This window comes from Streptomyces sp. NPDC090798 (assembly GCF_044768965.1).
Taxonomy (GTDB): Bacteria; Actinomycetota; Actinomycetes; order Streptomycetales; family Streptomycetaceae; genus Streptomyces.
The window spans coordinates 91491-111224 of record NZ_JBIVXA010000004.1 but is presented as its reverse complement, the minus strand read 5'-3'; the positions used below and the strand labels follow the sequence as shown (position 1 = coordinate 111224).

Genomic DNA, 19734 nt, shown 5'->3' with positions numbered 1-19734 from the left:
TGTGACGGCACAGAGGTCGGACGTTTCGATGCATTCCAGATTCGCACGCTACGGACTACCGCGGCCGGCGAGTGAGCGTGCCGACGACGAGCCTGATCGCGAGGGTCCCGTTTGTCGCGCGACTCCGTCCGGGGGTGGCAGCCACCAAGGGCCGCGGCGAGCCGGCCTACGCCGTGGAGCACAGTGCACGGCCTGGCAAGGTCGGCACCATCCTCGTCCGTACGTCGCGGCGACGTCGAACTGGTCCTGGAGCGCCGGCGCGATCAGCTTCGCGGCCCTCGACCGCTGCCCGGAGTCGACGGCTGCAGCGGAACCGACTAGTTCATCGCGAGGATGCTCACGACACAGGAGCGGCACCCGCCCGCGGACTGGTGCACCGAGGGCGCTGAGGTCAATCCGCCCGGCCTCAGCAGCTTCGCCGTCGGCCTGCATAGCGGCTCCTGGTTGTTGTCACATCGGTCAGACGCAGTCGGACGAAGCTTTCAGTATCGTGTCGGGCTCTTTCGGTGGCACGGTGAACGCCGGGTGCCGTGCGGTGTCGTTCCCTGGCGCGAGGTGTCTTTCGTCGGTGTCGGCCCAGTGGATCGTGGGTGTGTCGTCGGCTGTGGCCCGGTGTGGCGTGGGGCGGTCTTCTCCGGACCGGTGCGGGGTCGGGGCGGTCTGGGGCTGGGGCTGGGGCTGGGGTTGGGGCGATGCGGGGGCGGCCGGGCGTTGTTTGGTGGTGCGGAAGGCCAGCAGGACCGCGGAACCCGCGGCCCACAGGATGAGTGTCGCCAGCGGGGCGAGGACGTGGGAGCTCTGGAAGTAGCTGAGGTCGGCGATGGCGCGGACGGCGGCGCCGGGGGGCAGCAGTGCCGACACGGTCCGGGCTCCGCTGGGCATCAGGTCCGTGCCGACGGTCGCGCCGCTGGTGGAGTTGCCGACGGTCAGCAGCAGCAGGGTGGCGAGGGGAATACCGAGGGGGCCGACGTAGGTGGCCAGCATTTTCGTGGTGAAGGCTGCGGCGGCGGCCAGCAGGGCCAGGACGAAGGCCAGGGGGAGATACGGCGCGGGGACGGCGTCAAGGATGGGGCCGGCGATGGCGGCCGCCACAAGGCCCGACGCCGCGGCGAAGACGGCCATCAGGGTGAAGCGGTGCCGCAGGTGGAGCAGGCTGCTGAGTCCCACGACGTTCTGGGCGAGGGCGAAGCCGGAGAGGGTCACCCCGAAGGAGACGTAGAACCCGGCCAGGCCGCGGGCGTCATACCGGTCGAGCGGCACGATGTCGGAGACGCTGAGGTGCTGGTCGGCGCCGTGTGCGTAGGCCGTGACGAGCTTGGTGACCGCGGTGGTCGTGGACAGGCCGTTCGCGCTGGCGACGTCGAGTTTGAGGTCTCTGCCGTGGGGACCGCTGCCGAGCACGGCCACGATGTCGCGGTGGCGCAGCGCATCGCGTGCCTCGGTGGTGGAGTCGGCGCGCCGGACGTCGATTGAATCGCCCAGGGCCTGCTGCACCTTGTTCGCCAGCTGCGCTCCCGTGACCGCCACGGGGATCCGGTGGGGCTGGGGGTCGCGCATGAGACCGACGTAGCAGCTGACGAACGCAGAGACGATGACCAGACCGATCAGGAACGGCTGCAGCCAGATGCGAATGGGACGGCTGCGCCTGTGATGCGGGGGGTGAGGATGCACTCCGGGTTTCTCCATGACTGGTGGTGGATCGACGACAGTGGGACCGTTCGCGGTGACACCGCGTGGCTCACCGCCGGTTCACCCCTCGAGCCGGGGGGCGGTGGCGACGGCCTCGGCGACCGCGGGGGCCGCTCGCGGGTCGAAGCGGGAGGGGATGATGTGGTCGGGGCGCAGTTCGTCGGCGACCACGGAGGCGAGGTCATCGGCGGCGTCGAGTTTCATGCCGGGACGCCGGGGGTGTGGGCGAGGGACAGGTCGTCGCTGTCGCGCGGCGGCATGGTCGACTTGATCGCCATCTTGCCGCGGCGGTGCAGCGCGAAGACCGGCTTGCTGTCCCGGTCGGCGGCTTCGCGCTGCCCGGCTGACGTGACGCTTTCCACGTTCATGACTGCTGTTCCTTCGTGCGCGTCACGCCTGCCCGCCCTGGGCAGGCAAACGGGAGGGCTGCGGTGGAGGTCCGTTCCCCCGGGCTGGCGCCGTACGGGATGGCGCGCCTACTCGCGGGCGACCGCCCTGCCGGGCCACAGTGCCGGTCATGGGGGGCCGTTCACGGTGGGTGCCGTGTACCGGGCATCCGTCATTCATCGGCGGGTGCCGGCGGCAGGGGGCGTGGTGCCTGGGGGGAGGGGTCCTGCGGTTTTCTGTGGGGGTGAGGGTGGGCCCGGGGCCGGTCAGCGGCCCTGGAAGTCGACGGCGGGCCGGGGCTGCTTTGCCTTGAAGGCCTTGACGGCCGAGGCGAGGCCCTTGTTGACGTCGTCGGTTTCGAACAGCGGCATGGCGATGTCGAACATCGCCTCGTCCGCGGCGGAGACGCCGCCGACGGCCCAGGCGCGCAGCAGCGCCTTGTGTGCGGCGTAGGCGCGGGTGGGTCCCTTGGCCGCCTTGCGAGCGAAGGCGGTCGCCTCGGCCAGCAGGGTGTCGTCGGCGACGACCCGGTTGACGACACCGGCGTCGGCCATGCCCCTGGCGGGCACCTGCTCGGAGGTGAGTGCCCACTCCGCGGCGCGTGCCCGGCCCGCACGCTCTGCGACCCGGTAGATCCCGCCGAGCAGGGTGACGATGCCCAGGGTCTGCTCAGGGTGGCCGAAGCGGGCCGTCTCGCCGGCGAAGATCACGTCGGCGCGGAGCGCGAGTTCCAGACCGCCGCCGAAGCACAGCCCGTGGACGGCGGCGACCACCGGCAGCGGGAGCCGCTCGAGCTGGTTGAAGACCTGCATGTAGCGCTCGAAGAGGGTCCGCAGTTCACGTACGTCCGCATCCGGCCAGTCGACGATGTCGCCGCCGAAGCTGAAGTCCGGGCCCTCGGCGCGCACCAGTACCGCGCGGGCGTCGCTGTGGCCGATCGCCTCCAGCGCTTCGGCGAGGTCGGTGGCCATCTGCGGGTCGATGCGGTTCTGCGGCGGGTTGGTCAGGACCAGCGTGGCGAGGCCATCGTCGATGGAGTAGGTCAGATGGGGCATGAGGGTCGTCCTTGCACTCTGTGGGGGGGCGTAGGTCAGGAGAGGTGCCGGCGGAACCAGTCGAGGGCGGCGGCGCTCGCCCGGTCGAACTCGGTGGTGTACGGGTCGAAGTGGCCGCCGGGGATCAGTTGCAGCCGCTTGGGCTCCAGGGCCTGCTCGAAGGCCGTGAGCCCCGTGTCGGTGAGGGTCACGGTGTCGTTCGCGGCGACGACCATGAGCAGCGGCGTGGGGGAGACCCGAGTGACCCAGGTCCCGGGCTCGTACATGCGGGCCAGCCGGTTGGAGCGGACCGTGACCTCGTTGCTCCACACACCCTCCGGTACGGGCTGGAGGTAGAAGTCGATGGCTTCCTGCGTTCGGTAGGAGGCGGGCACGGCCGGGTCGTCGCCGACGACGGCCTGGGTGCGGGGGGCCTCGCCGCGGGCCTGGGCGCGCTCGTCCTCGTCGAAGGCCGCCTCCAGCTTCGTGACCGCTTCCGGCGCGATGCGCCGCCGCCCCTGCTCGAAGCCGCTGATGGTCGGCACCTGGGAGACCACGGCGCGCAGCCGTCGGTCGGTGGCGCCCAGCACGATCGCGTGGCCGCCGGCGTAGCTGGTGCCCCACAGGCCGATCCGGCCGGCGTCGACCTCGGGCCGGCTCTCCAGGTAGGAGATGGCGCGGCGCCAGTCGGCGATCTGCCGCCAGGGGTCGATGTCCTGCCGGGGAAGGCCGTCGCTGGCGCCGAAGTTGCGGTGGTCGTGCAGCAGGACGACGAAGCCCGCCTCGGCGAAGGCCCGCGCGAACGGCTCGAGGCCGTGGTCCCTGACCCCGGCGTAGCCGTGGGCCATGGTGACCGCCGGGTGGGGGCCGGGACCGTCCGGCAGGAAAAGCCAGCCGCGCAGTGTGACCCCGCCGTCGGCGTCGAATGCGACATCCTCGCGCTGGACCATTGAACAACCTCCTCGGTGCGACCAGGGCCGGGCTCTGGCCGGAATGACGGAAACGGGGGCTCAGCCCCGGTGGAAGTACTCGGCGTCGAGCACGCCGTTGAGCCTGCGGCCCAGTTCGGCGGAGAACCGGTGGACGGCACCGAGCGGCCGGTGGTGGATGGCGGCCCGGACGATCTGCCCGTCCGCGTTCTTCGTCAGGATCGTCACGCCGTCGATGTGCGTGCCGCCGAACGCGGTGGCCTGCCACTCCAGGTAGGAACGCTCCCCGCTGACGGTCTCCTGGGTGAAGACGAGCGAGTCGTAGATCGTGCTCGCTGCTGCCATCACGTTCTTGACCTGGCCGCGGCCCTCGACCGTGCGGGTGAGGGCGCTCGCCTCCAGCGTCACGTCGGCGGCGAAAGCGTCGCTGAACGCGTTGGCCGACTTCTCCTCGAAGGCGTTGGTCCAGGCCGACACCTGTACGGCGGGCAGCGCGCGGGCCAGGAAGCGATCGAGGTGATCCGCGACGCGGGTCGGCTGCTCCAGGTGTGCCCAGTGCCCGGCCTGGCCGACCGCCACCGTCTCGGCCGCGGCGAAGCGCGGCGCGACCCCCTGGGCGACGATCTCGTCCGTGACGAAGTCGTCGTCCTCGCCGCGCACGATGAGCACGGGCCCCGTGTACCGGCTGGGCTGCTCGCCCGCCGGGTGCCCGTCGTTCCAGCAGTCGGCGGCCTCCCGCACGGTCTCGGGACGCATCCGCGTGCCGCCGACCACCAGCCGGTCGAGGTCCGCCTCCGCCAGCGCGGCCGACAGTTGCGTCCTGACCGCGCGCTGTGCGTCGTCGTCGCCGCCCAGGGAACGGAAGGTGTCCATCACCTCGTCGGGCTGCCGGGTGCCGGCCAGCGGGACCGGGGTGACCAGGACCAGACCGAGAGCCCGGTCGGGGCGCTGTGCGGCCACCAGCTCGGCCACCGCCGATCCCATGCTCTGCCCGACGATCACGAAGGGCTTGCCGAGGTTGTCGGCCACGGCGCCCACCTCGTCGGCGAACCGGTCGTAGGCGAACGGACCGCTCGTCTGCGTGCGGTCCCCGCTTCCGGCCAGGTCGAGGGTGACGCATTCGATGCCAGGGGTGGTGAGTTCGCCGATCAGGCCGTCCCAGACGTACTGGTCGTCCAGGAAGCCGTGGACGAACACCACGGCGAAGTCTCCCTCGCCCTGCCGACGGAACCGCACATCGCTCGTTCCGATCCGTTCTGTCCTCATTGCCGTGCTCACTTTCCGGGGGCGACCCTGACCTCGCCCGAGGGGGACCATTCCTTGGTGTTGATCGGGGACCAGTCGGCTGGCCGTCCGTCCAGACGCTGCATCCGCTGGTCGTGCCGGGCTTCGAGCAGGTCCTTGTCCAGGGGGGTGGTGAAGACGTTCTCGACCAGCGTGTACTCGGCGGCCAGGCGTCCCACGGCCGGGAGGGCGGCGGTGTCGATCCGGCCCCGCTCCAGGTAGAGGTCGTCCCGGACGTGGAAGCGCACCACCCGGCCCCACACCACGTGGTCGACCATGTCGTCCCCGACGGGGATGATCCGGTCGACGACGCATTCGAAGGAGATCGGCGCGTCCTTGACCCGGGGTGCGCGCACGACCTCGGACGGCTCCTTGCCCAGGTCGAGCGCCTCGAACTCGTCCACGTCCGGCTCGAACCCGTACGCCGAACCGTGCATGGCGTCCGCCTGCGGCAGCGTCACCAGATTGGTGACGAACTCGCCGGTGTCACGGATGTTGATGAAGGTGTCCTTCAGCGTGACGCCGTCCGCCTGCGGCTGCAGGGTGATCGAGACCATGGGCGGCTTCCTGCCGACGGCGGTGAAGAAGGAGATGGGCGCGAGATTGGCCACGCCCTCGGTCGACACCGTGCTGACCCAGGCCACGGCGCGCGGAATGATGCTTCCGATCAGCAGTTTGTACGCGTGGGCGGCGTCGAGTTCCGCAGCGTCAATGATCATCGTCAGACCTCCATCGGGGGGGGGAACGCGGCATGGGAACAGCGCTGCACGCCGTACGACCACTGCCGGGAGAGCCGCTCATGGGTGGCGCCGGAGAGAGGGGCGCGGCACCTCGAGCTCCCGTTGGTAATAAGCATATGCCTTTTGAGTATGTCGCACAAGTCCGGCATTACGGCACATCGTTGCCGCAATGGGGGAGCATGAGGACATAGATGTGTCATGGTTGCCTCTGGCGGAAGTGCGGCAGTGCCCCCTGTGGTGACGGCCAGAGAGGAGTTGGCCGCTGCGGATCCTGGTGGTGGGCCTCGGCGCGACGGGCGGATGGTTCGGGGCCCGGCTCGCGGGCCGGCCGGGACGTGACTTTTCCTGGTGCGGGTAGGGTGCGCGCCGTTTCTGGAGTGGCGTGGACTGCGGATGGCCGGCCTGGGCGAGGAGACCGTCCTGTGTCCCCGCGTGAGCCGGGCCGGGGGCATCGACGCCCCCGACGACGTCGTCCTGTCGGCGGTCAAGGCCACCAGGCTTGAGCAGGCCGTCGACGGCATGGCGGCCGAGGTCGGCCCGCACTCCCTCGTCGTCCCCGTCCTCAACGGAGTCCGGCACGTCGACATCCTTGCCGCACGTTTCGGCCATCAAGCCGTCCTGGTCGGCGTGTTGAAGGTCTTCCTCGCCGCCCTCGGCGCGATGACCTGCCGCATGTGCGGCTCGGTCGGCGAGGCCGCGGCCGTTCCCGGCGGGACGGCGTTCGCTCGGCAAGTGGTCGACGAGTGCGCCAGCGTCGCCGCCGAGGGCGGCCACCTGGTGCCCGCACCGGCCCTGCGGCAGACGCCGACGACCGTGACCGAGGCGGGCTCGGCGTCCACCTCGTCCCTGTGCCGCGATGTGACGGCCAACCGCAGCGCCGAGGCCGAGCACATCTACGGAGACCTGGTCCTGCGCGCCCACCGGCTCGGTCTCACCGTTCCGCTGCTCGATCTGGCCACCAGGCCGCGAAGCTCATGCATCTGTTCCAGAGAGCCGGGCGCGGATGCGGTCATGATGACTCCTCCCTGAGCGGCAACGTGCGGCCCGCGCGGTCGGCTGGTCACGTGCCTGCGGCGGCGGACCGCTTGCGCGGCGGAGTTCAACGCTTACGCGACGACGACCAGGCAACATAACCATACACGCATTGACTATGTCGTCGAGTCGAGTTACTTTCGGCTGGAGAAGTGCGACAGCCCAGGCAGCATTCACAGGGATCGACATGGCTGATCGGTTACGACTCTCCCGTGGCTGCCTCTGAGTCCCAAGGAAGCGAAGCGATCATGCCCGGAGCGCAACTGAACTGGAGCGTCCACGTAGCGCCGTCGATCCCCACCGAGATCGCGGACCTGCCGCCCGACGTCCCCCGGCGCATGTGGTCGCCCATCACGGCCACACTGATCACGGGCGAGCGCGATGCGGTGCTGGTCGACGCGCTGATGACGGCCGAGCAGGCCGACCGGCTGGCCGACTGGGTTGCCGCCGGCGGCATGAACCTCACCACGGTCTTCGTGACCCACGGGCACGGTGACCACTGGTTCGGGCTGGGCACCCTTCTCGAACGCTTCCCGGGGGCGCGTGCAGTGGCGACGCCGGCGGTGGTCGAGCAGATGAAGAAACAGATGGCGCCGGAGTTCGTCGCGTCGTTCTGGGACAAGCGCTTCCCCGGCCAGATCCCTGGCAGACTCGTGGCCGCGGAGCCGCTGGCCGGCGATCGGCTGGAGCTGGAGGGCCATGACCTCGTCGTCGTGGGACTCGGGCACACGGACACCGATGACACCACGTGTCTGCATGTGCCGTCGATCGGCCTGGTCGTGGCCGGAGACGCCGTCTACAACGATGTTCACCTCTACCTCGCCGAATCGCCCGCCGAGGGCTGCCGAGCCTGGCTGGACGCGCTCGACACCATCGCCGCGCTGGAGCCAGAAGCGGTGGTCGCGGGACACAAGAACCCCGACCGTCCTGACGACCCGAAGGCAATCGCCGAGACCCGGCGCTACATTCACGACTTCGAGGCGGTCGCAGAGCGCACGACTTCCACTTTCGACCTCTATCGCGGCATGTTGGAACTGCATCCTGGCCGCGTCAACCGGGGCGCACTGTGGGGCTCGGCGAGGTCCGCCAAGGGCTGAGCGACACGGCCTGCACGGGCCAACCCATGGGGCCCTACGCGGAACTGCGGGAAACCGGCACTCGTGATTAGGAGAGTTACACTCACAAATGTAATAAGTAAATAGGCTATGGACATGTTGCTGTAGCTGCCGTCACCGAAAGAGATCCGCGAATGTCCTGGACTGCGACAGCCCGATACGGCCTGGAGCCCGCCCCGGGCGGGCTGGCCTTCGTGCAGGACCTGCTCAACACGCTGTCCGCCGGCAAGCCCCGGGAGCCCGACCTTCTGCAGACCGTCGAGGGTGCCCGTGCTTGGCTTGAGCAGGCATTGAAGAGCTGGAGTGGAGCGTCCCACCGGCCCGCGCCCGGCATCGAACTGACAGCCGAGGACGTGCAGGGCCTGCGCGACTTCCGTCATGACCTGGGACGGAGCCTCCACGCCCAGCTCGGTGACCCGGCGACGGAGGCAGGCCCGGCGGCCTCACTGATGACGCTGCCCACCGCACTGCGGCTCGACGAGCACGGGGCCATCCACGCCGAACCCCGGGGCACGGGATGGCGGCAGGCGGCGTCACTCGCCCTCATCGAGGTCTACCAGGCGCAGTGCACCGACACCCTGCGCCGCCTGAAGTCCTGCCGAAACACGCGCTGCCTGGTCGCCTTCTACGACCGCTCCCGCAACAACAGCGGCGTCTGGCACGACGTCCAGGTCTGCGGCAACGCGGCCAACCTGCGCAACTATCGTGCGCGCAAGCGGGCCGGCGCCGACCAGGTCTGACAGTCGGTTCTCCGGCGCGGTCCTCGCCGTTGTGCCTCGCTCGTGGGCACCTGAGCCGCTTGCCACAGCGGGGCGGCTTCCTCCGTGAACGGATTCGTCGCGCGGGAACGACCCTTGGAGTCGACTGTCTGGCGCATCGCCCGGGCCTGACCGTGAGGGTGCCGTTTGTCGCACGGTGTCGCCGCCCGGAGCCGTCGGGCGGGCTCATCCGTTCCCGCGGCCTGAAGTAACGAGAGGGGCAGGGGCAACCTTGGGGCACAGATATTTGCTTTAGGGCGGATGAGTGCTACCGTCGAGCTAAAGCACATTTTCGCGCCTTAAGGAGTGATGTGGCGTCGCACGAGATGCCGCCGATCGCCTTCCGGGATCTTCCTGGCCCGGCTCTCACATCAGGAGTCACGTATGAGTTCCACACAGTCTTTGCTTCTGCCGTACCGGATGCGCGACGTCTCTCTGACGAACCGCGTGGTCATGGCCCCGTTGACGCGGAGTCGTGCGCGCAATCGCGATCTCCTGCCCACTGATCTCCACGTCGAGTACTACGCTCAGCGGGCATCAGCCGGTCTGATCGTCTCCGAGGGTGTGTGGATCAGCCGTGACGCGGTCGGATGGCATGACGTACCAGGGCTGTTCACCGATGAGCAGGTCGCCCACTGGAAGCAGGTGACAGATGCGGTCCACCTCGCGGGTGGTGTCATCTTCGCTCAGCTGTGGCACACCGGGTCCGCTTCTCACCCCGACTTCTTCGACGGCCGCCCGCCCCTTGCGCCTTCGGCCGTCAACCCGGGGCTGCTGGCCCCGACGTCGACTGGTCGCAAGCCCACCGTGGAGCCCCGGGCAATGTCGGTGTACGACCTCCGGCAGACGGTCGCCGACTATGCGACGGCGGCTCGCAACGCCACGGCGGCGGGATTCGACGGTGTGCAGCTGCAGGCAGGCTTCAACTACCTGATCAGTCAGTTCCTGAACCCCCGCACCAATCTGCGCACGGACCGCTACGGCGGCTCGATCGAGAACCGCGCCCGTTTCCTCTTCGAGGTCATCGAGGCCGTCGGCGAGTTCGTCGACCTGCGGCGTGTCGGTGTGAAAGCCGGACCCGCCTGGTCCGAGACGGGAGAATTCGTCTCCGGGGTCGAGGCGCTGGCTGACAGCGAGTACGTACTCGGACGGCTCAACGACTATGAACTGTCACATCTCCTGCTCATGGGGATGATGGTCGACCCCACCGGAGGACCGTTGGAGCAGCTGGCCGACGATGGCATGTTCCGGCACTTCCGGAAGGTCTATCAAGGCACCGTCATGGCGAACGTCGGGTTCGACCAGCATCGAGGAAACGTGATTCTGAGCGACGGCCTGGCGGATCTGGTCGCCTACGGGCAGCCGTTCATCGCCAATCCGGATCTGCCGGCCCGGATCGCCTCCCATGCACCGCTCGCCGAACCGAAGAAGGACCTCTTCTACGGTCCGGATGCCGCCGGCTACACCGACTACCCACTGCTGGAGGGGTGAAGCGGGCCGGAACTGCGGCCAGGCCGGGTGGCCCTGACAAGCACCCAGGCGGGGCAGTGACGCTGTCACCATCCCGATGGTCGCTGAGCGTGCGGGAGTGAATCCTCGAGCATCTTCCTGCCTTGGACACTGCCCGAGACCGACGCGCCCACATACGTCGACGAACTCTGCAACCGCCCCACCCGACCCCCGCCTCCCGGGAACGCGGCGCCGGTCGCGGTCTTCGCCACGCCCGGGTCGAACCCGCCCGGGAGCCCGGCGGGCGCCGCAAACAGATCAGGTGAGGCTGCGGCGCCGTACCGCGGGCAAGGCCGCCGACCCAGGCTGACACGGGGTGCGCCGGGAGTTGTCGCCGCGCTCACCCGCAGTGGACCTCAGCGCGCAAATGGGTGCGGGCACCCTGTGGCGACTCAACCGTAGGCGCGCGCGGGCGTCGCATGGTGAGGCGCCGGGCCGGAAGCGGATGCAGAGGCGGATCCCCGACCGAGCGGACGTCAGGTGCCGCCTACGCGCCGAGTTCCGCCGTGATCTTGTCGAGGCATGACTCGTAGAAGCCCACCAGGCGCTCCTGGCGTCTTCTTCGGTGACTCCCGGCGCGGGCTCGAACCGGGCGGCCCAGTGGATCTCGGAATGGTCCGCGCCCACTGCGGCCACCGTGAGGCGAGCCGTGAAGGCCCGCACCGGGACCGGCCCGGGGTCGTCGAAGCGGTAGTGATGGAAGAACGGGCCCTCTTCCACGAGCTTTTCGACGAGCCTGGCGCCGTCGTGCGGGCGCCGTCCTGGGTGCTATCGGTGGGCGAGGGAGTTCCTGCCCGCGATCTGGATGTCGGCCTGCCGGGCGACTCGGGCCCCGAGGTGTTCGGCAGTGGCGATATCGGAGGCGTGGACGGTGTCGGTACCGCCGTCCTGGGGGGTCGAGGCGCCGGCGCCGATCCAGAAGCCGAGGCGGTTGAGGTCGGCTTCGGAGGCGGTCAGGGCGTTCCAGCCGGGGGGAAGGCCCAGGCCCACCCAGATCATGTGGTGCTGAGCGGCGAGAGCGGCCATGAAGTTGAGGGCGTACAGCTTGTCGCCGCTCTTGGAGGCGGAGTTGGTGAAACCGGCGGCGATCTTGTCGGCCCACACGCTAGTGAGGTAGCGGCCGCTGGTGGCTTCGGCGAAGGCGTGGAAGGCGGAGGAGGCGCCGCCCATGTAGGTGGGGGAGCCGAAGATGATGGCGTCGGCGGCGTCGAGCCGCCGCCAGTCCTCGTCGGTGATCGCGTCCACCGGGATGTGTGCGACCTCGGCTCCCGCCTTCTCGGGAGCGGTCACCCATCACCACCGACCCCGGGATTGTTCTCGCGAACCCTGCGGACCCTGGAACGCGATGGGCACCACCACCGCCGGAAGGGGCCCCTCGGAAGGGGCCCCTTCCGGCGGGTGACTACTCCTTGCCGAGGAGCTTCCGCGCGGTCTGCACGATCTCCTCGTTGGTGTAGGCGTGCCCGCCGATCCCCCAGCCGCCCGGCACCGCCTCGGTCAGGGCCACCCAGGTGCGCCCCGTGAGAGAGGCGTCTGCGGCTGCCTCGGCGATGAGGGCGGAAATGTCCTTCACAAGTCCGAGCTGCTGCTCGCGGTCGAGGGCGCCCGCGTTGGTGGTCACATGGACACGCACGCTGTCGCTGCCGCCCCCGGCAGTGGAGAACGCCTCCGGCTCCAGTTCGTGGATGAAGGCGGCGGTGTTGTCGGTGAAGAAGGGAATCGGCGGCACCTTCTCCCAGCGCATGATCGTCTCGGCGAGCTCCTTGGCCAGGGCGTGCTTGTCGCTGAAGATCCCTTTGGGGGCGTACACATCGAGCATCGGCATGGCGGCGGTCCGAATCTGTGAGTAGGTGCCGTTCGCCGTCGATCCTCGTCGGAGACACGTTGACCAACGACCGTCTCCTGTGCCACACCTCGTAAGTTTCGGGACAGCTGGGTCGCCGCAGCCGGGGTCAGGCCGTGGTTGTCCGCTGGAAGGCCCGGCGGTAGGCGGTGGGTGTGGTGCCGATGGCGTCGCGGAAGCGGGCGCGGAGATTGGTGCCGGTGCCCAGACCGCTTTGGGTGGCGATCTGTTCGACTCCCAGGTCGGTGACTTCGAGGAGCTCGCGGGCGTGGTTGACGCGGGCGGTGAGCAGCCACTGGTGGGGGGTGACGCCGGTCTCCTGGCGCCACATGCGGACCAGGGTCCGGGTGGAGACGCGGGCGTGGTGGGCGAGCGTGTCGAGGGTGAGGGCCTCTTCGAGGTGGCGCAGGGCCCAGTCGCGGGTGGAGGCCAGGGTGTGGGCGGTGGGTTCGGGCAGGGCCTGGGCGATGTACTGGGCCTGTCCTCCGTCGCGGTGGGGTGCGGCGACCAGTTCGCGGGCGATGTCGTTGGCGACGGCCGCACCGAGGTCTTTGCGAACGAGGTAGAGGCACAGGTCTATGCCCGCGGTCACGCCGGCGGACGTCAGCAGCGGGTCGTCGTCGATGTAGAGCACGTTGCGGTCGACGCGCACGTGAGGGTAGAGCTCCTCGAGTTCGTCCGCGCTGGCCCAGTGGGTGGTGACGGTCCGGTCGTTGAGGAGGCCGGCCGCGGCCAGGGCGAAGGCTCCGGTGCAGATGGACGCGATGCGGGCCCCTCGGCTGAAGGCAAGTTTCAGGGCCGCCGTGACCTCGGGCGCCGGTGGCCGCTGATAGTGCCAGTATCCGGGCACGATGATCGTGTCCGCGCGGGCGAGCGCTGCCAGCCCGGCGGTGGTGCCCACGGTGAAGCCGGTGCTGGTGGTGACGCTGCCGCGCGTCGCTCCACACACGGTCAGTTCATAGGGGGTGTTGGGCCTGGGGTTGAAGATCTGCGTCGGGATGCCCAGGTCGAGAGGCAGCACGTGGGGCAGTGCCAGGACCGCGACGCGATGAGCGCTCATGGCCCGAATCCTACGATCGTCGGTTCGCGGCGCTTCCGGGTCCCGGACGGTCCCCACATCAGGTGGCGGTGGCGGACCTGTGGCGAGGACTCCCCGGGGGCGCACGGTCATGACCCGCGACGCGGCTCGTACAGATGTCCCGAAACTTACGAGCACTGGCACAGGAGACCGTCGTTGAACACCGTGCCTCCGGCGAGGATCGAGGACGTGAGCGGCAACGGCCTGAGGGCCGGGACTCACGTCGGCGTCGGCCCCAGCAGAGCGGCTCCGCGCCTACCCGCGCAAGGAGATACGAATGCCCGAGATCACGCGTTCCCCCATTGGACGGTACTTCGACGTCGAGGACGGCCGGCTCTACGCCCACGTTCGCCAGGGTTGCGGCCCGGCCCTGGTCTTCCTGCACTACTGGGGAGGTTCCCACCGCACCTGGCGTCCGGTTGTCGAACGTCTTGACCCGGCGCAGGCGTTCGTCGCTCACGACCACCGCGGCTGGGGCGAGTCCACCACGGTGCCGGGCCCGTACGGCATGGAGCGGCTCGCCGACGACGCCCAGCACGTCATCGACGAGCTCGGCTACGGCGAGTACGTCGTGGTGGGCCACTCCATGGGCGGCAAGGCCGCCCAGGTGCTGGCCTCCCGCCGTCCCGCCGGGCTGAAGGGCCTGGTGCTGGTCGCGCCCGCTCCGCCGGCCCCTGTAGGGGTGACGCCCGAGCTCCAGGAGGTGATGTGCCACGCCTACGCCACCCCCGACACCATCAACCGGAGCATCGACCTGGTGCTGACCAACGGCGGTCTCGGCGAGGAGGCGCGCCGCCAGGTCCACGACGACAGCTCCCGTGCCGGCGACACGGCCCGCCTGTCGTGGCCGAGGCAGGGCCTGGTGGAGGACTTCGCCGAGGTCGTCGGCGCGATCGATGTTCCCGTTCTGGTGCTGGCCGGCAGTCGCGACAAGGTCGACCCGCCGCAGGTCCTGCGAGAACACCTGCTGCCGAAGATCCCTACGGCCGATCTCAGGGAGCTGGACGGCACCGGTCACCTCTCGCCGCTGGAAGTCCCCGGCCAGGTCGCCTCGCACATCACCGCCTTCGTCACCGAACTCCGCATCGCTCAAGGGGCCACTCCTCAGAACTGAGTCGTCAGAACACTGAGCCGTCAGAACTGGACTGTCAGAACTGAGCTGTCCCATGAGCACAGAACTGGGAGATCTGTCGTGAACAGTTCGCCACCGACGGCGCGGCCGGCCGTCAACGCCACCTTCGAGGACTCAGCGGCGGCAACCCACGTGATCGTCAAAGCCAACTTCGCCCAGATCATGCCCGGACCCGAAAGATGTGACCGGCGCGAACGCGGCGGCCCCGGCGGGATCGTGCAACCGGTGCTGCCACCCGCGGCACCTGGACCCCCGCCGTCCAGCCGCCGCCCGCCTACCGTCACGCGATGCGCCCGCCCCCTCCTGGGAGCTGCCGACCGGATGGAAGAGCCGACTCGGTCCGAGTCGAAGGCCGACCGCCCAACGGTCCGGCGGTATGTACTTGATTCAGGCGAGACCGAGCTGACGGAGCATGCCGAGTTCATCGCTGCTACCCCAGCGCTCGACCATCTTCCCGTCGGCGAACCGGCTGATCTGCATGCCTCGGTAACTGACCGTCTTTCCCGTCGGGCTGTGCCCCATCAGATCACCGAGATGTGTGCCCGTGATGGTGTAGGCGAACGCGACTTCGTCGTCGGTGGCCATGACGTGCTCGACCTCGATGTGCAGATCGGGGAAGGCCCGCCTCATCGTGGCGAACATCTCCTCATAACCTTCCGGTCCCGGAACCTGTCCCGGGGCCGGGTCGTGGTCCACAGAGTCGGGCGCCACGTATTCCTCGAGCTCGCCGAGGTGGTCAGTGTTCACTGCTGATCCGAAGCCCTCCAGGACGGCGGCGTTGCTGCTGCGCGACATGACGCGCTCCTTGACATTGCAGCCCTGGGCGTACACGTCGACGATGCGCGGTCGCCCCTTCCTCCCATCCACGATAGGTGTGGAGGCCTGAGGTGGCCTGCTGGAACGGGAAGTGACGACCCTCGGTCGTCGTCGTTCCCGTGCCGGACGTCGATGCGCTTTCTACTTGAGGCCACTGAGCATGACGCCGCGGATGTAGTACTTCTGCAGCAGCAGGAAGAGGATCAGGACCGGCAGGATGCTCAGGACGAGACCGGCCATGACGATGGGCATCGTGCGGGTCGGGTCGACGTAGTCCTGCAAGAGTTGGATGCCGACGGGCAGGGTCATCACGTCCGGGTTGGCGGTCGAGACGAGCAGCGCCCAGATGTACTCGTTCCAGGCGTCGACGAAGGTCAGCAGCCCGAGCGTCACCATGACCGGCCTGGTCTGCGGCACCACGATCCGCCACCACACGGCGAACTCGCCGGCCCCGTCGATGCGCGCGGCCTCGAGGACCTCGTCCGGGATCGAGACCATGAACTGGCGCATCAGGAAGATTCCGAAGCCGTTGACGAGGAACGGCATGGCGAGCGCCGTGATGCTGACGGTCAGGCCCGCGCCGCCGCGCCCGAACAGGTCGTTGCCGCCCGCGAGCGGCCAGTGCACCAGGATCAGGAAGTGCGGGATGAAGAAGAGGAACGGGGGGAACATCATCGTCGACAGCACAAGGCGGAAGATGAAGTTCCGGCCGGGGAAGTGGAGTTTGGCGAGCGCGTAGCCGGCGAGTGACGACGTGAGCAGCACCGATCCCGTGATCACGGCGGTGGCGATGACGCTGTTGCGGAAGAGCACCGGCAGATCGAGCTGGCCGATCGCCGCCCGGTAGTTGGACAGGTCGAACGCCTCGGGCAGGAACCGGTACGGCAGTGTGCCAGACTCGCCTGGCCCCTTGAAGGACGTCATCACCATGTCGAGGAACGGCACCACCGTGAGCACGGCGCCGGTCACGACCACCAGATACGAGAACCACGGGAAACGGCGGCGGATCATGTGTCCTCTCCCTTGCGCCGGAAGATCCACAACTGCACCAGGGTGACCACGAGGACCACCACGAACAGCACGAAGGCGGCGGCGCTCGCAGTGCCCCAGTCGCCGTAGGAGAAGGCCTGGCGGTACATCTCCAGCGCGGCCACATTGGTCGCGTCACCCGGGCCGCCCTTGGTCATCACGATGATCAGCGCGAACGACTGCAGGCCGGTGATGAACTGGGTGATGCACACGAACAGCAGGGACGGCCGCAGCAGCGGCAGTGTGATCTTCCAGAACACGGTGACGGGCCCGGCGCCGTCGAGCGCGGCGGCCTCGTAGTACGACTCGGGAATGGACTTCAGCCCGGCGGTCAGGATGAGGATCGCCGTGCCGACCGAGGCCCAGGCCTGTACGACCACGACCGAGGGCAGCGCGATGTCCGGGTCCTGGAGGAACGCCACCGAGCCGAGCCCGAGGGCGTTGAGGACGCCGTTGACGAGGCCCCCCGGCTCGTACATGTACTTCCATACGTTGCCGATGGCGACGACCGTCGTGACGATCGGCAGGAAGTACAGGGTGCGCCACAGCCCCTGGAACCGCAGCTTGTCGATGCAGGTGGCGACGAGCACGGAGCCGGCGAGCGCGAGGGCAACGGTGCCCAGGGCGAACAACAGGGTGTTGGTGAGGATCGGCGCCAGGAACGTCGATCCGTCCACGAAGAGGCCGGTGAAGTTGTCCAGGCCGACCGGATCGATGTCGCCGAGGTCGAACCCGGCCCAACGAGACATCGACAGCAGTATCGCGAAGCCGAGCGGCAGGATCAGGAAGACCGCGAAGAACAGCAACGTCGGCGCCAGGAAGAGATAGGCGACGACGGCCTGGCGGCGACGGGGCCGAGTCCGGCTGCGACCGTCGACGACGGGCCCGGCGGCCCGCGGGCCGTGCACCCGCCCGGTCGTCTCCGGGGCCAGGGTGTTCACCATGAGCGCGACACCTCCTGATCGACCTGACGGCGGATGGTGCGCAGTGACTCGTCGACCGACTGCTGACCGGTCCACAACGCCTCGATGTTCTTGCGCAGCAGCGACTTGGCCCGCTGCGCGCCCGGCACGTTCGGCTCCGGCACCGCGTACGCCAGCGCGTCCAGGAACGGGCGCAGGTTCGGATCGCTGCCTTCGCTCAGGAGTGTCCGCATGTCGTCGGCGCGGCCGGTCAGGGAGCCGACCGACACCTGCAGGGAGCTCATCCGGGTCGCCGTCGCGCCCTTCTTGACACTCTTCGCGCCCACCTTCTCGGTGTTGAGCCAGCGCAGGAACTCCCAGGCCTCTCGCGGGTGGTTACTGGCCGCGTTGACCCCCAGCATGAAGCCGGTGCAGAGCGTGGCGAGCTTGTCGCCCACGTCGGGGACGGGCAGCGGCGCGACGCCGACGTCGCGGTAGTCCTTGCCCATCTGGGTCTTCAGGCTTCCGGTCCACCAGCCGGCGCTGACCACCATGGCCACCTGCCCGGACTGGAACGCCTTGTAGACGTTGACGCCGGGGGCGCTCGCACCTTTGACGACGAGGCGGTGCTCCAGATCGAACACGGCCCGACCGGCCGGCGAGTCGATGGCGGTGCTCCTGCCGTCCGCGGAGACGAACGTTCCGCCGGCGGCGTTGAGCAGGGCGAGCGTCTGGCCGACGGTGGTGGAGTCGTCGTAGGCCGACAGCCCGAACCCCTGGACCAGCGTGTTGCCGTACCGGTCCCGCTTGGCAGTGCGGTAGGCCGCCTCCTCCAACTCACGCCAGGTGCGCGGAGGGCCCTCGATGCCGGCCTCGCGCAGCAGCCGCTTGTTGTAGTAGAGGGCGTAGGTCTGCACCTCGGTGGGGTAGCCGTAGACCTTGCCTCCCACCGACGAGGCGCCGACCGCGGCCTCGCCGTAGCCGCGGGTGATCTCCTCGGCGTGCTCGGACGGAGCGGGCCGCAGGACGCCGGCCCGCACGAGCTGGCCGTTCCACAGGCAGTACGGGTGGAGGATGTCGGCGCCCTGGCCCGCGGCCTGCCGGACCATGAACGTGGTCAGCAGGTCCGTGAACTCGACGGCCTTCGTCCGCACCTTGACCCGGTCATGAGTGGCGTTCCATTCGTCGACCGGGCCCCGCAGGGCCTCCTTGAGCTCCCCGCTCGCGTAGTGGGAGAGCAGGGTGAGGACGATCGGATCCCCGGGCCGCCCGGTGCCCTGGTACGGCGCGGCGCATCCGGAAGCTCCGGATGCGAGCAGCGACGAGGGGAGCGCGAGGGCGAAGTGACGGCGGCTCAGGGCACCGATGCGGTGTGACGGTGTCATCCGGCGGCCTCACGGCGCATCACGCGAAACACCCGGGTCGTGGTGAAACCGCTCCTGCGGTACAGGTGGCCCGCCGGGGACTGCTCGCCGGTCCACAGGAACCACGCGGAGTGCGCACGGCGCGCCCGCATCCGCTCCAGGACCAGGTGGAGCAGGACCTTGCCTAGTCCGGTGCCGCGCATCTCCTCCAGCACGCCGAACGGCCCGAACCGCTCGTCCACCGAATCGAACGTGCCGTGCATCGCCCAGCCGACCAGGCGACCCGTCGGGTCCCGGGCGACGACGATCCGGTCGAGCGGCGTGCCCGCGGCCAGACACTGCCGGATCGTGCACTCCCAGTCCGGGCCGAAGTGGTTCCCGGCGAGCGCGAACAGATCCACCAGGTCGTCGTCGCACGGGGTGGCGAACCGGTATCCCCGCGCCGTCAGTTCGTCCAGGCGGCACGCGACATCTTCCGGGATGCGATAGCCGACCAGGCCGCGGTCCATCGCCGCCGCCTCGTACAGAGTGCGAAAGCCCAGGGACTCAAGGAGACGGGCCGCTTCCGGGTACGCCTCGGCGTCCAGGCCGGGGAGGACGTAGTTCGGGGTGTACGAGGAGAAGTCCACCCGGGTGCGGCCGTGGCCGTGCAGCCAGTCGAGGGCGTCGGTCAGCAGCCGGCGGCCGAGGCCGCGCCCGCGGACGGCCGGGTCGACGAAGAAGAACGGGATCCAGCCCTGCTCCGGCTCCAGGTCGGTCCCGGTCATCGGTGTCAGACGGCGCACCGCGTAGGCCGCGCCGACGACACGGTCGCCGTCGACGGCGACCCGAAGCCCCTCCGGATCGAAGTTGGCGTCGAGCAGCACCAGGGAGCGGAAGCGGTCCGGGGCGATGGAGTCGGCCGGCGCACTCCGGCGCCATGTCTCCACCAGCCGCGGGCCGTCGCCCGCGCGAAAGCCGCGAATCCCGGCCAGGGATGTCGTCGTGCGATCGGTCATCGACGGGGTTGTCGTCATCAATGGGGTTGTCCTTCCATACGCAGACCGCGGACGGCGTCGAACGTCGCCCGCGGTGTCGGCGACGGGGCTGGGCG

19 protein-coding genes and 1 pseudogene are annotated in these 19734 nt (G+C 69.3%); 5 read left to right on the top strand and 15 right to left on the bottom strand.

Annotated elements, in window-relative coordinates:
* Positions 1–459: 459 nt before the first annotated feature.
* The 7 genes and pseudogenes from ACIQTP_RS10690 to ACIQTP_RS10660 form a co-directional block, all read right to left on the bottom strand.
* Complete coding sequence (locus tag ACIQTP_RS10690) at positions 460–1557, bottom strand: hypothetical protein (RefSeq protein ID WP_403398403.1); 1098 nt, start codon at positions 1555–1557, stop codon at positions 460–462.
* 192 nt (positions 1558–1749) lie between these two features.
* Entirely contained in the window at positions 1750–1893 is a 144-nt protein-coding gene (locus tag ACIQTP_RS10685; RefSeq protein ID WP_403398400.1) for a hypothetical protein, read from the bottom strand.
* A gap of 5 nt (positions 1894–1898) precedes the next feature.
* Positions 1899–2057: pseudogene (locus ACIQTP_RS10680) on the bottom strand (NAD-dependent malic enzyme); the annotation flags it as partial.
* Positions 2058–2342: 285 nt separating this feature from the next.
* Positions 2343–3131, bottom strand: coding sequence for an enoyl-CoA hydratase/isomerase family protein (locus ACIQTP_RS10675; RefSeq protein ID WP_403398398.1), 789 nt, complete (start codon positions 3129–3131; stop codon positions 2343–2345).
* Between the two features lie 35 nt (positions 3132–3166).
* Positions 3167–4060, bottom strand: coding sequence for an alpha/beta hydrolase (locus ACIQTP_RS10670; RefSeq protein ID WP_403398396.1), 894 nt, complete (start codon positions 4058–4060; stop codon positions 3167–3169).
* 60 nt (positions 4061–4120) lie between these two features.
* A complete protein-coding gene (locus tag ACIQTP_RS10665; protein WP_403398394.1) occupies positions 4121–5305 on the bottom strand; it encodes an alpha/beta fold hydrolase in 1185 nt (394 codons plus the stop codon).
* Positions 5306–5313: 8 nt separating this feature from the next.
* Positions 5314–6042 (bottom strand): flavin reductase family protein, encoded by a 729-nt coding sequence (locus tag ACIQTP_RS10660; protein ID WP_403398391.1) that lies wholly within the window; start codon positions 6040–6042, stop codon positions 5314–5316.
* Positions 6043–6456: 414 nt separating this feature from the next.
* On the opposite strand from ACIQTP_RS10660, the gene ACIQTP_RS10655 reads away from it, so the two are divergent.
* The 4 genes from ACIQTP_RS10655 (at position 6457) to ACIQTP_RS10640 (ending at position 10459) form a co-directional block, all read left to right on the top strand.
* A complete protein-coding gene (locus tag ACIQTP_RS10655) occupies positions 6457–7092 on the top strand; it encodes a ketopantoate reductase family protein (protein ID WP_403398388.1) in 636 nt (211 codons plus the stop codon).
* Between the two features lie 155 nt (positions 7093–7247).
* A complete protein-coding gene (locus tag ACIQTP_RS10650; RefSeq protein WP_403398386.1) occupies positions 7248–8192 on the top strand; it encodes an MBL fold metallo-hydrolase in 945 nt (314 codons plus the stop codon).
* A 152-nt stretch (positions 8193–8344) separates the two neighbouring features.
* On the top strand, positions 8345–8950 hold the full coding sequence (locus tag ACIQTP_RS10645; RefSeq protein ID WP_403398383.1) for a CGNR zinc finger domain-containing protein: 606 nt from the start codon (positions 8345–8347) through the stop codon (positions 8948–8950).
* 402 nt (positions 8951–9352) lie between these two features.
* Complete coding sequence (locus tag ACIQTP_RS10640; protein ID WP_403398381.1) at positions 9353–10459, top strand: alkene reductase; 1107 nt, start codon at positions 9353–9355, stop codon at positions 10457–10459.
* A 786-nt stretch (positions 10460–11245) separates the two neighbouring features.
* Here the strand turns inward: ACIQTP_RS10640 and ACIQTP_RS10635 are convergent.
* The 3 genes from ACIQTP_RS10635 to ACIQTP_RS10625 form a co-directional block, all read right to left on the bottom strand.
* Positions 11246–11767, bottom strand: coding sequence for a flavodoxin family protein (locus ACIQTP_RS10635; protein ID WP_403398378.1), 522 nt, complete (start codon positions 11765–11767; stop codon positions 11246–11248).
* A gap of 112 nt (positions 11768–11879) precedes the next feature.
* Complete coding sequence (locus ACIQTP_RS10630) at positions 11880–12302, bottom strand: 4-oxalocrotonate tautomerase family protein (protein WP_403398375.1); 423 nt, start codon at positions 12300–12302, stop codon at positions 11880–11882.
* A 127-nt stretch (positions 12303–12429) separates the two neighbouring features.
* Entirely contained in the window at positions 12430–13380 is a 951-nt protein-coding gene (locus tag ACIQTP_RS10625; RefSeq protein WP_403398372.1) for a GlxA family transcriptional regulator, read from the bottom strand.
* A 295-nt stretch (positions 13381–13675) separates the two neighbouring features.
* Here ACIQTP_RS10625 and ACIQTP_RS10620 point away from each other — a divergent pair, with 295 nt between their 5' ends.
* Entirely contained in the window at positions 13676–14512 is an 837-nt protein-coding gene (locus tag ACIQTP_RS10620) for an alpha/beta fold hydrolase (protein ID WP_403398370.1), read from the top strand.
* A 405-nt stretch (positions 14513–14917) separates the two neighbouring features.
* Here the strand turns inward: ACIQTP_RS10620 and ACIQTP_RS10615 are convergent, their stop codons facing one another.
* From ACIQTP_RS10615 to ACIQTP_RS10595, 5 genes are all read right to left on the bottom strand, one after another.
* Positions 14918–15325 carry an ester cyclase gene (locus ACIQTP_RS10615; RefSeq protein ID WP_403398367.1) on the bottom strand — a complete coding sequence of 136 codons (408 nt, stop codon included), beginning with the start codon at positions 15323–15325 and terminating at the stop codon, positions 14918–14920.
* A 162-nt stretch (positions 15326–15487) separates the two neighbouring features.
* Positions 15488–16357, bottom strand: a complete 870-nt coding sequence (locus ACIQTP_RS10610; protein ID WP_403398365.1) for a carbohydrate ABC transporter permease — start codon at positions 16355–16357, stop codon at positions 15488–15490.
* The gene (locus tag ACIQTP_RS10605; protein ID WP_403398363.1) at positions 16354–17319 is read right to left on the bottom strand and encodes a carbohydrate ABC transporter permease; all 966 of its coding nucleotides are present in this window, start codon (positions 17317–17319) and stop codon (positions 16354–16356) included. The genes ACIQTP_RS10610 and ACIQTP_RS10605 overlap by 4 nt, the downstream gene beginning before the upstream one ends.
* Positions 17313–18662 (bottom strand): ABC transporter substrate-binding protein, encoded by a 1350-nt coding sequence (locus ACIQTP_RS10600; RefSeq protein WP_403398360.1) that lies wholly within the window; start codon positions 18660–18662, stop codon positions 17313–17315. The genes ACIQTP_RS10605 and ACIQTP_RS10600 overlap by 7 nt, the downstream gene beginning before the upstream one ends.
* Positions 18659–19639 carry a GNAT family N-acetyltransferase gene (locus ACIQTP_RS10595; RefSeq protein WP_403398358.1) on the bottom strand — a complete coding sequence of 327 codons (981 nt, stop codon included), beginning with the start codon at positions 19637–19639 and terminating at the stop codon, positions 18659–18661. The genes ACIQTP_RS10600 and ACIQTP_RS10595 overlap by 4 nt, the downstream gene beginning before the upstream one ends.
* Positions 19640–19734: the final 95 nt, after the last annotated feature.

Bases quoted from the DNA above. Each gene is read 5' to 3' on its own strand.
- ACIQTP_RS10660 (WP_403398391.1), bottom strand. From the start codon at position 6,042: ATGATCATTGACGCTGCGGAACTCGACGCCGCCCACGCGTACAAACTG.
- ACIQTP_RS10620 (WP_403398370.1), top strand. From the start codon at position 13,676: ATGCCCGAGATCACGCGTTCCCCCATTGGACGGTACTTCGACGTCGAG.
- ACIQTP_RS10625 (WP_403398372.1), bottom strand. From the start codon at position 13,380: ATGAGCGCTCATCGCGTCGCGGTCCTGGCACTGCCCCACGTGCTGCCT.
- ACIQTP_RS10655 (WP_403398388.1), top strand. From the start codon at position 6,457: ATGGCCGGCCTGGGCGAGGAGACCGTCCTGTGTCCCCGCGTGAGCCGG.
- ACIQTP_RS10690 (WP_403398403.1), bottom strand. From the start codon at position 1,557: ATGCGCGACCCCCAGCCCCACCGGATCCCCGTGGCGGTCACGGGAGCG.
- ACIQTP_RS10605 (WP_403398363.1), bottom strand. From the start codon at position 17,319: ATGGTGAACACCCTGGCCCCGGAGACGACCGGGCGGGTGCACGGCCCG.
- ACIQTP_RS10630 (WP_403398375.1), bottom strand. From the start codon at position 12,302: ATGCCGATGCTCGATGTGTACGCCCCCAAAGGGATCTTCAGCGACAAG.
- ACIQTP_RS10685 (WP_403398400.1), bottom strand. From the start codon at position 1,893: ATGAAACTCGACGCCGCCGATGACCTCGCCTCCGTGGTCGCCGACGAA.
- ACIQTP_RS10640 (WP_403398381.1), top strand. From the start codon at position 9,353: ATGAGTTCCACACAGTCTTTGCTTCTGCCGTACCGGATGCGCGACGTC.
- ACIQTP_RS10675 (WP_403398398.1), bottom strand. From the start codon at position 3,131: ATGCCCCATCTGACCTACTCCATCGACGATGGCCTCGCCACGCTGGTC.
- ACIQTP_RS10600 (WP_403398360.1), bottom strand. From the start codon at position 18,662: ATGACACCGTCACACCGCATCGGTGCCCTGAGCCGCCGTCACTTCGCC.
- ACIQTP_RS10670 (WP_403398396.1), bottom strand. From the start codon at position 4,060: ATGGTCCAGCGCGAGGATGTCGCATTCGACGCCGACGGCGGGGTCACA.
- ACIQTP_RS10665 (WP_403398394.1), bottom strand. From the start codon at position 5,305: ATGAGGACAGAACGGATCGGAACGAGCGATGTGCGGTTCCGTCGGCAG.
- ACIQTP_RS10615 (WP_403398367.1), bottom strand. From the start codon at position 15,325: ATGTCGCGCAGCAGCAACGCCGCCGTCCTGGAGGGCTTCGGATCAGCA.
- ACIQTP_RS10610 (WP_403398365.1), bottom strand. From the start codon at position 16,357: ATGATCCGCCGCCGTTTCCCGTGGTTCTCGTATCTGGTGGTCGTGACC.
- ACIQTP_RS10595 (WP_403398358.1), bottom strand. From the start codon at position 19,639: ATGACCGATCGCACGACGACATCCCTGGCCGGGATTCGCGGCTTTCGC.
- ACIQTP_RS10645 (WP_403398383.1), top strand. From the start codon at position 8,345: ATGTCCTGGACTGCGACAGCCCGATACGGCCTGGAGCCCGCCCCGGGC.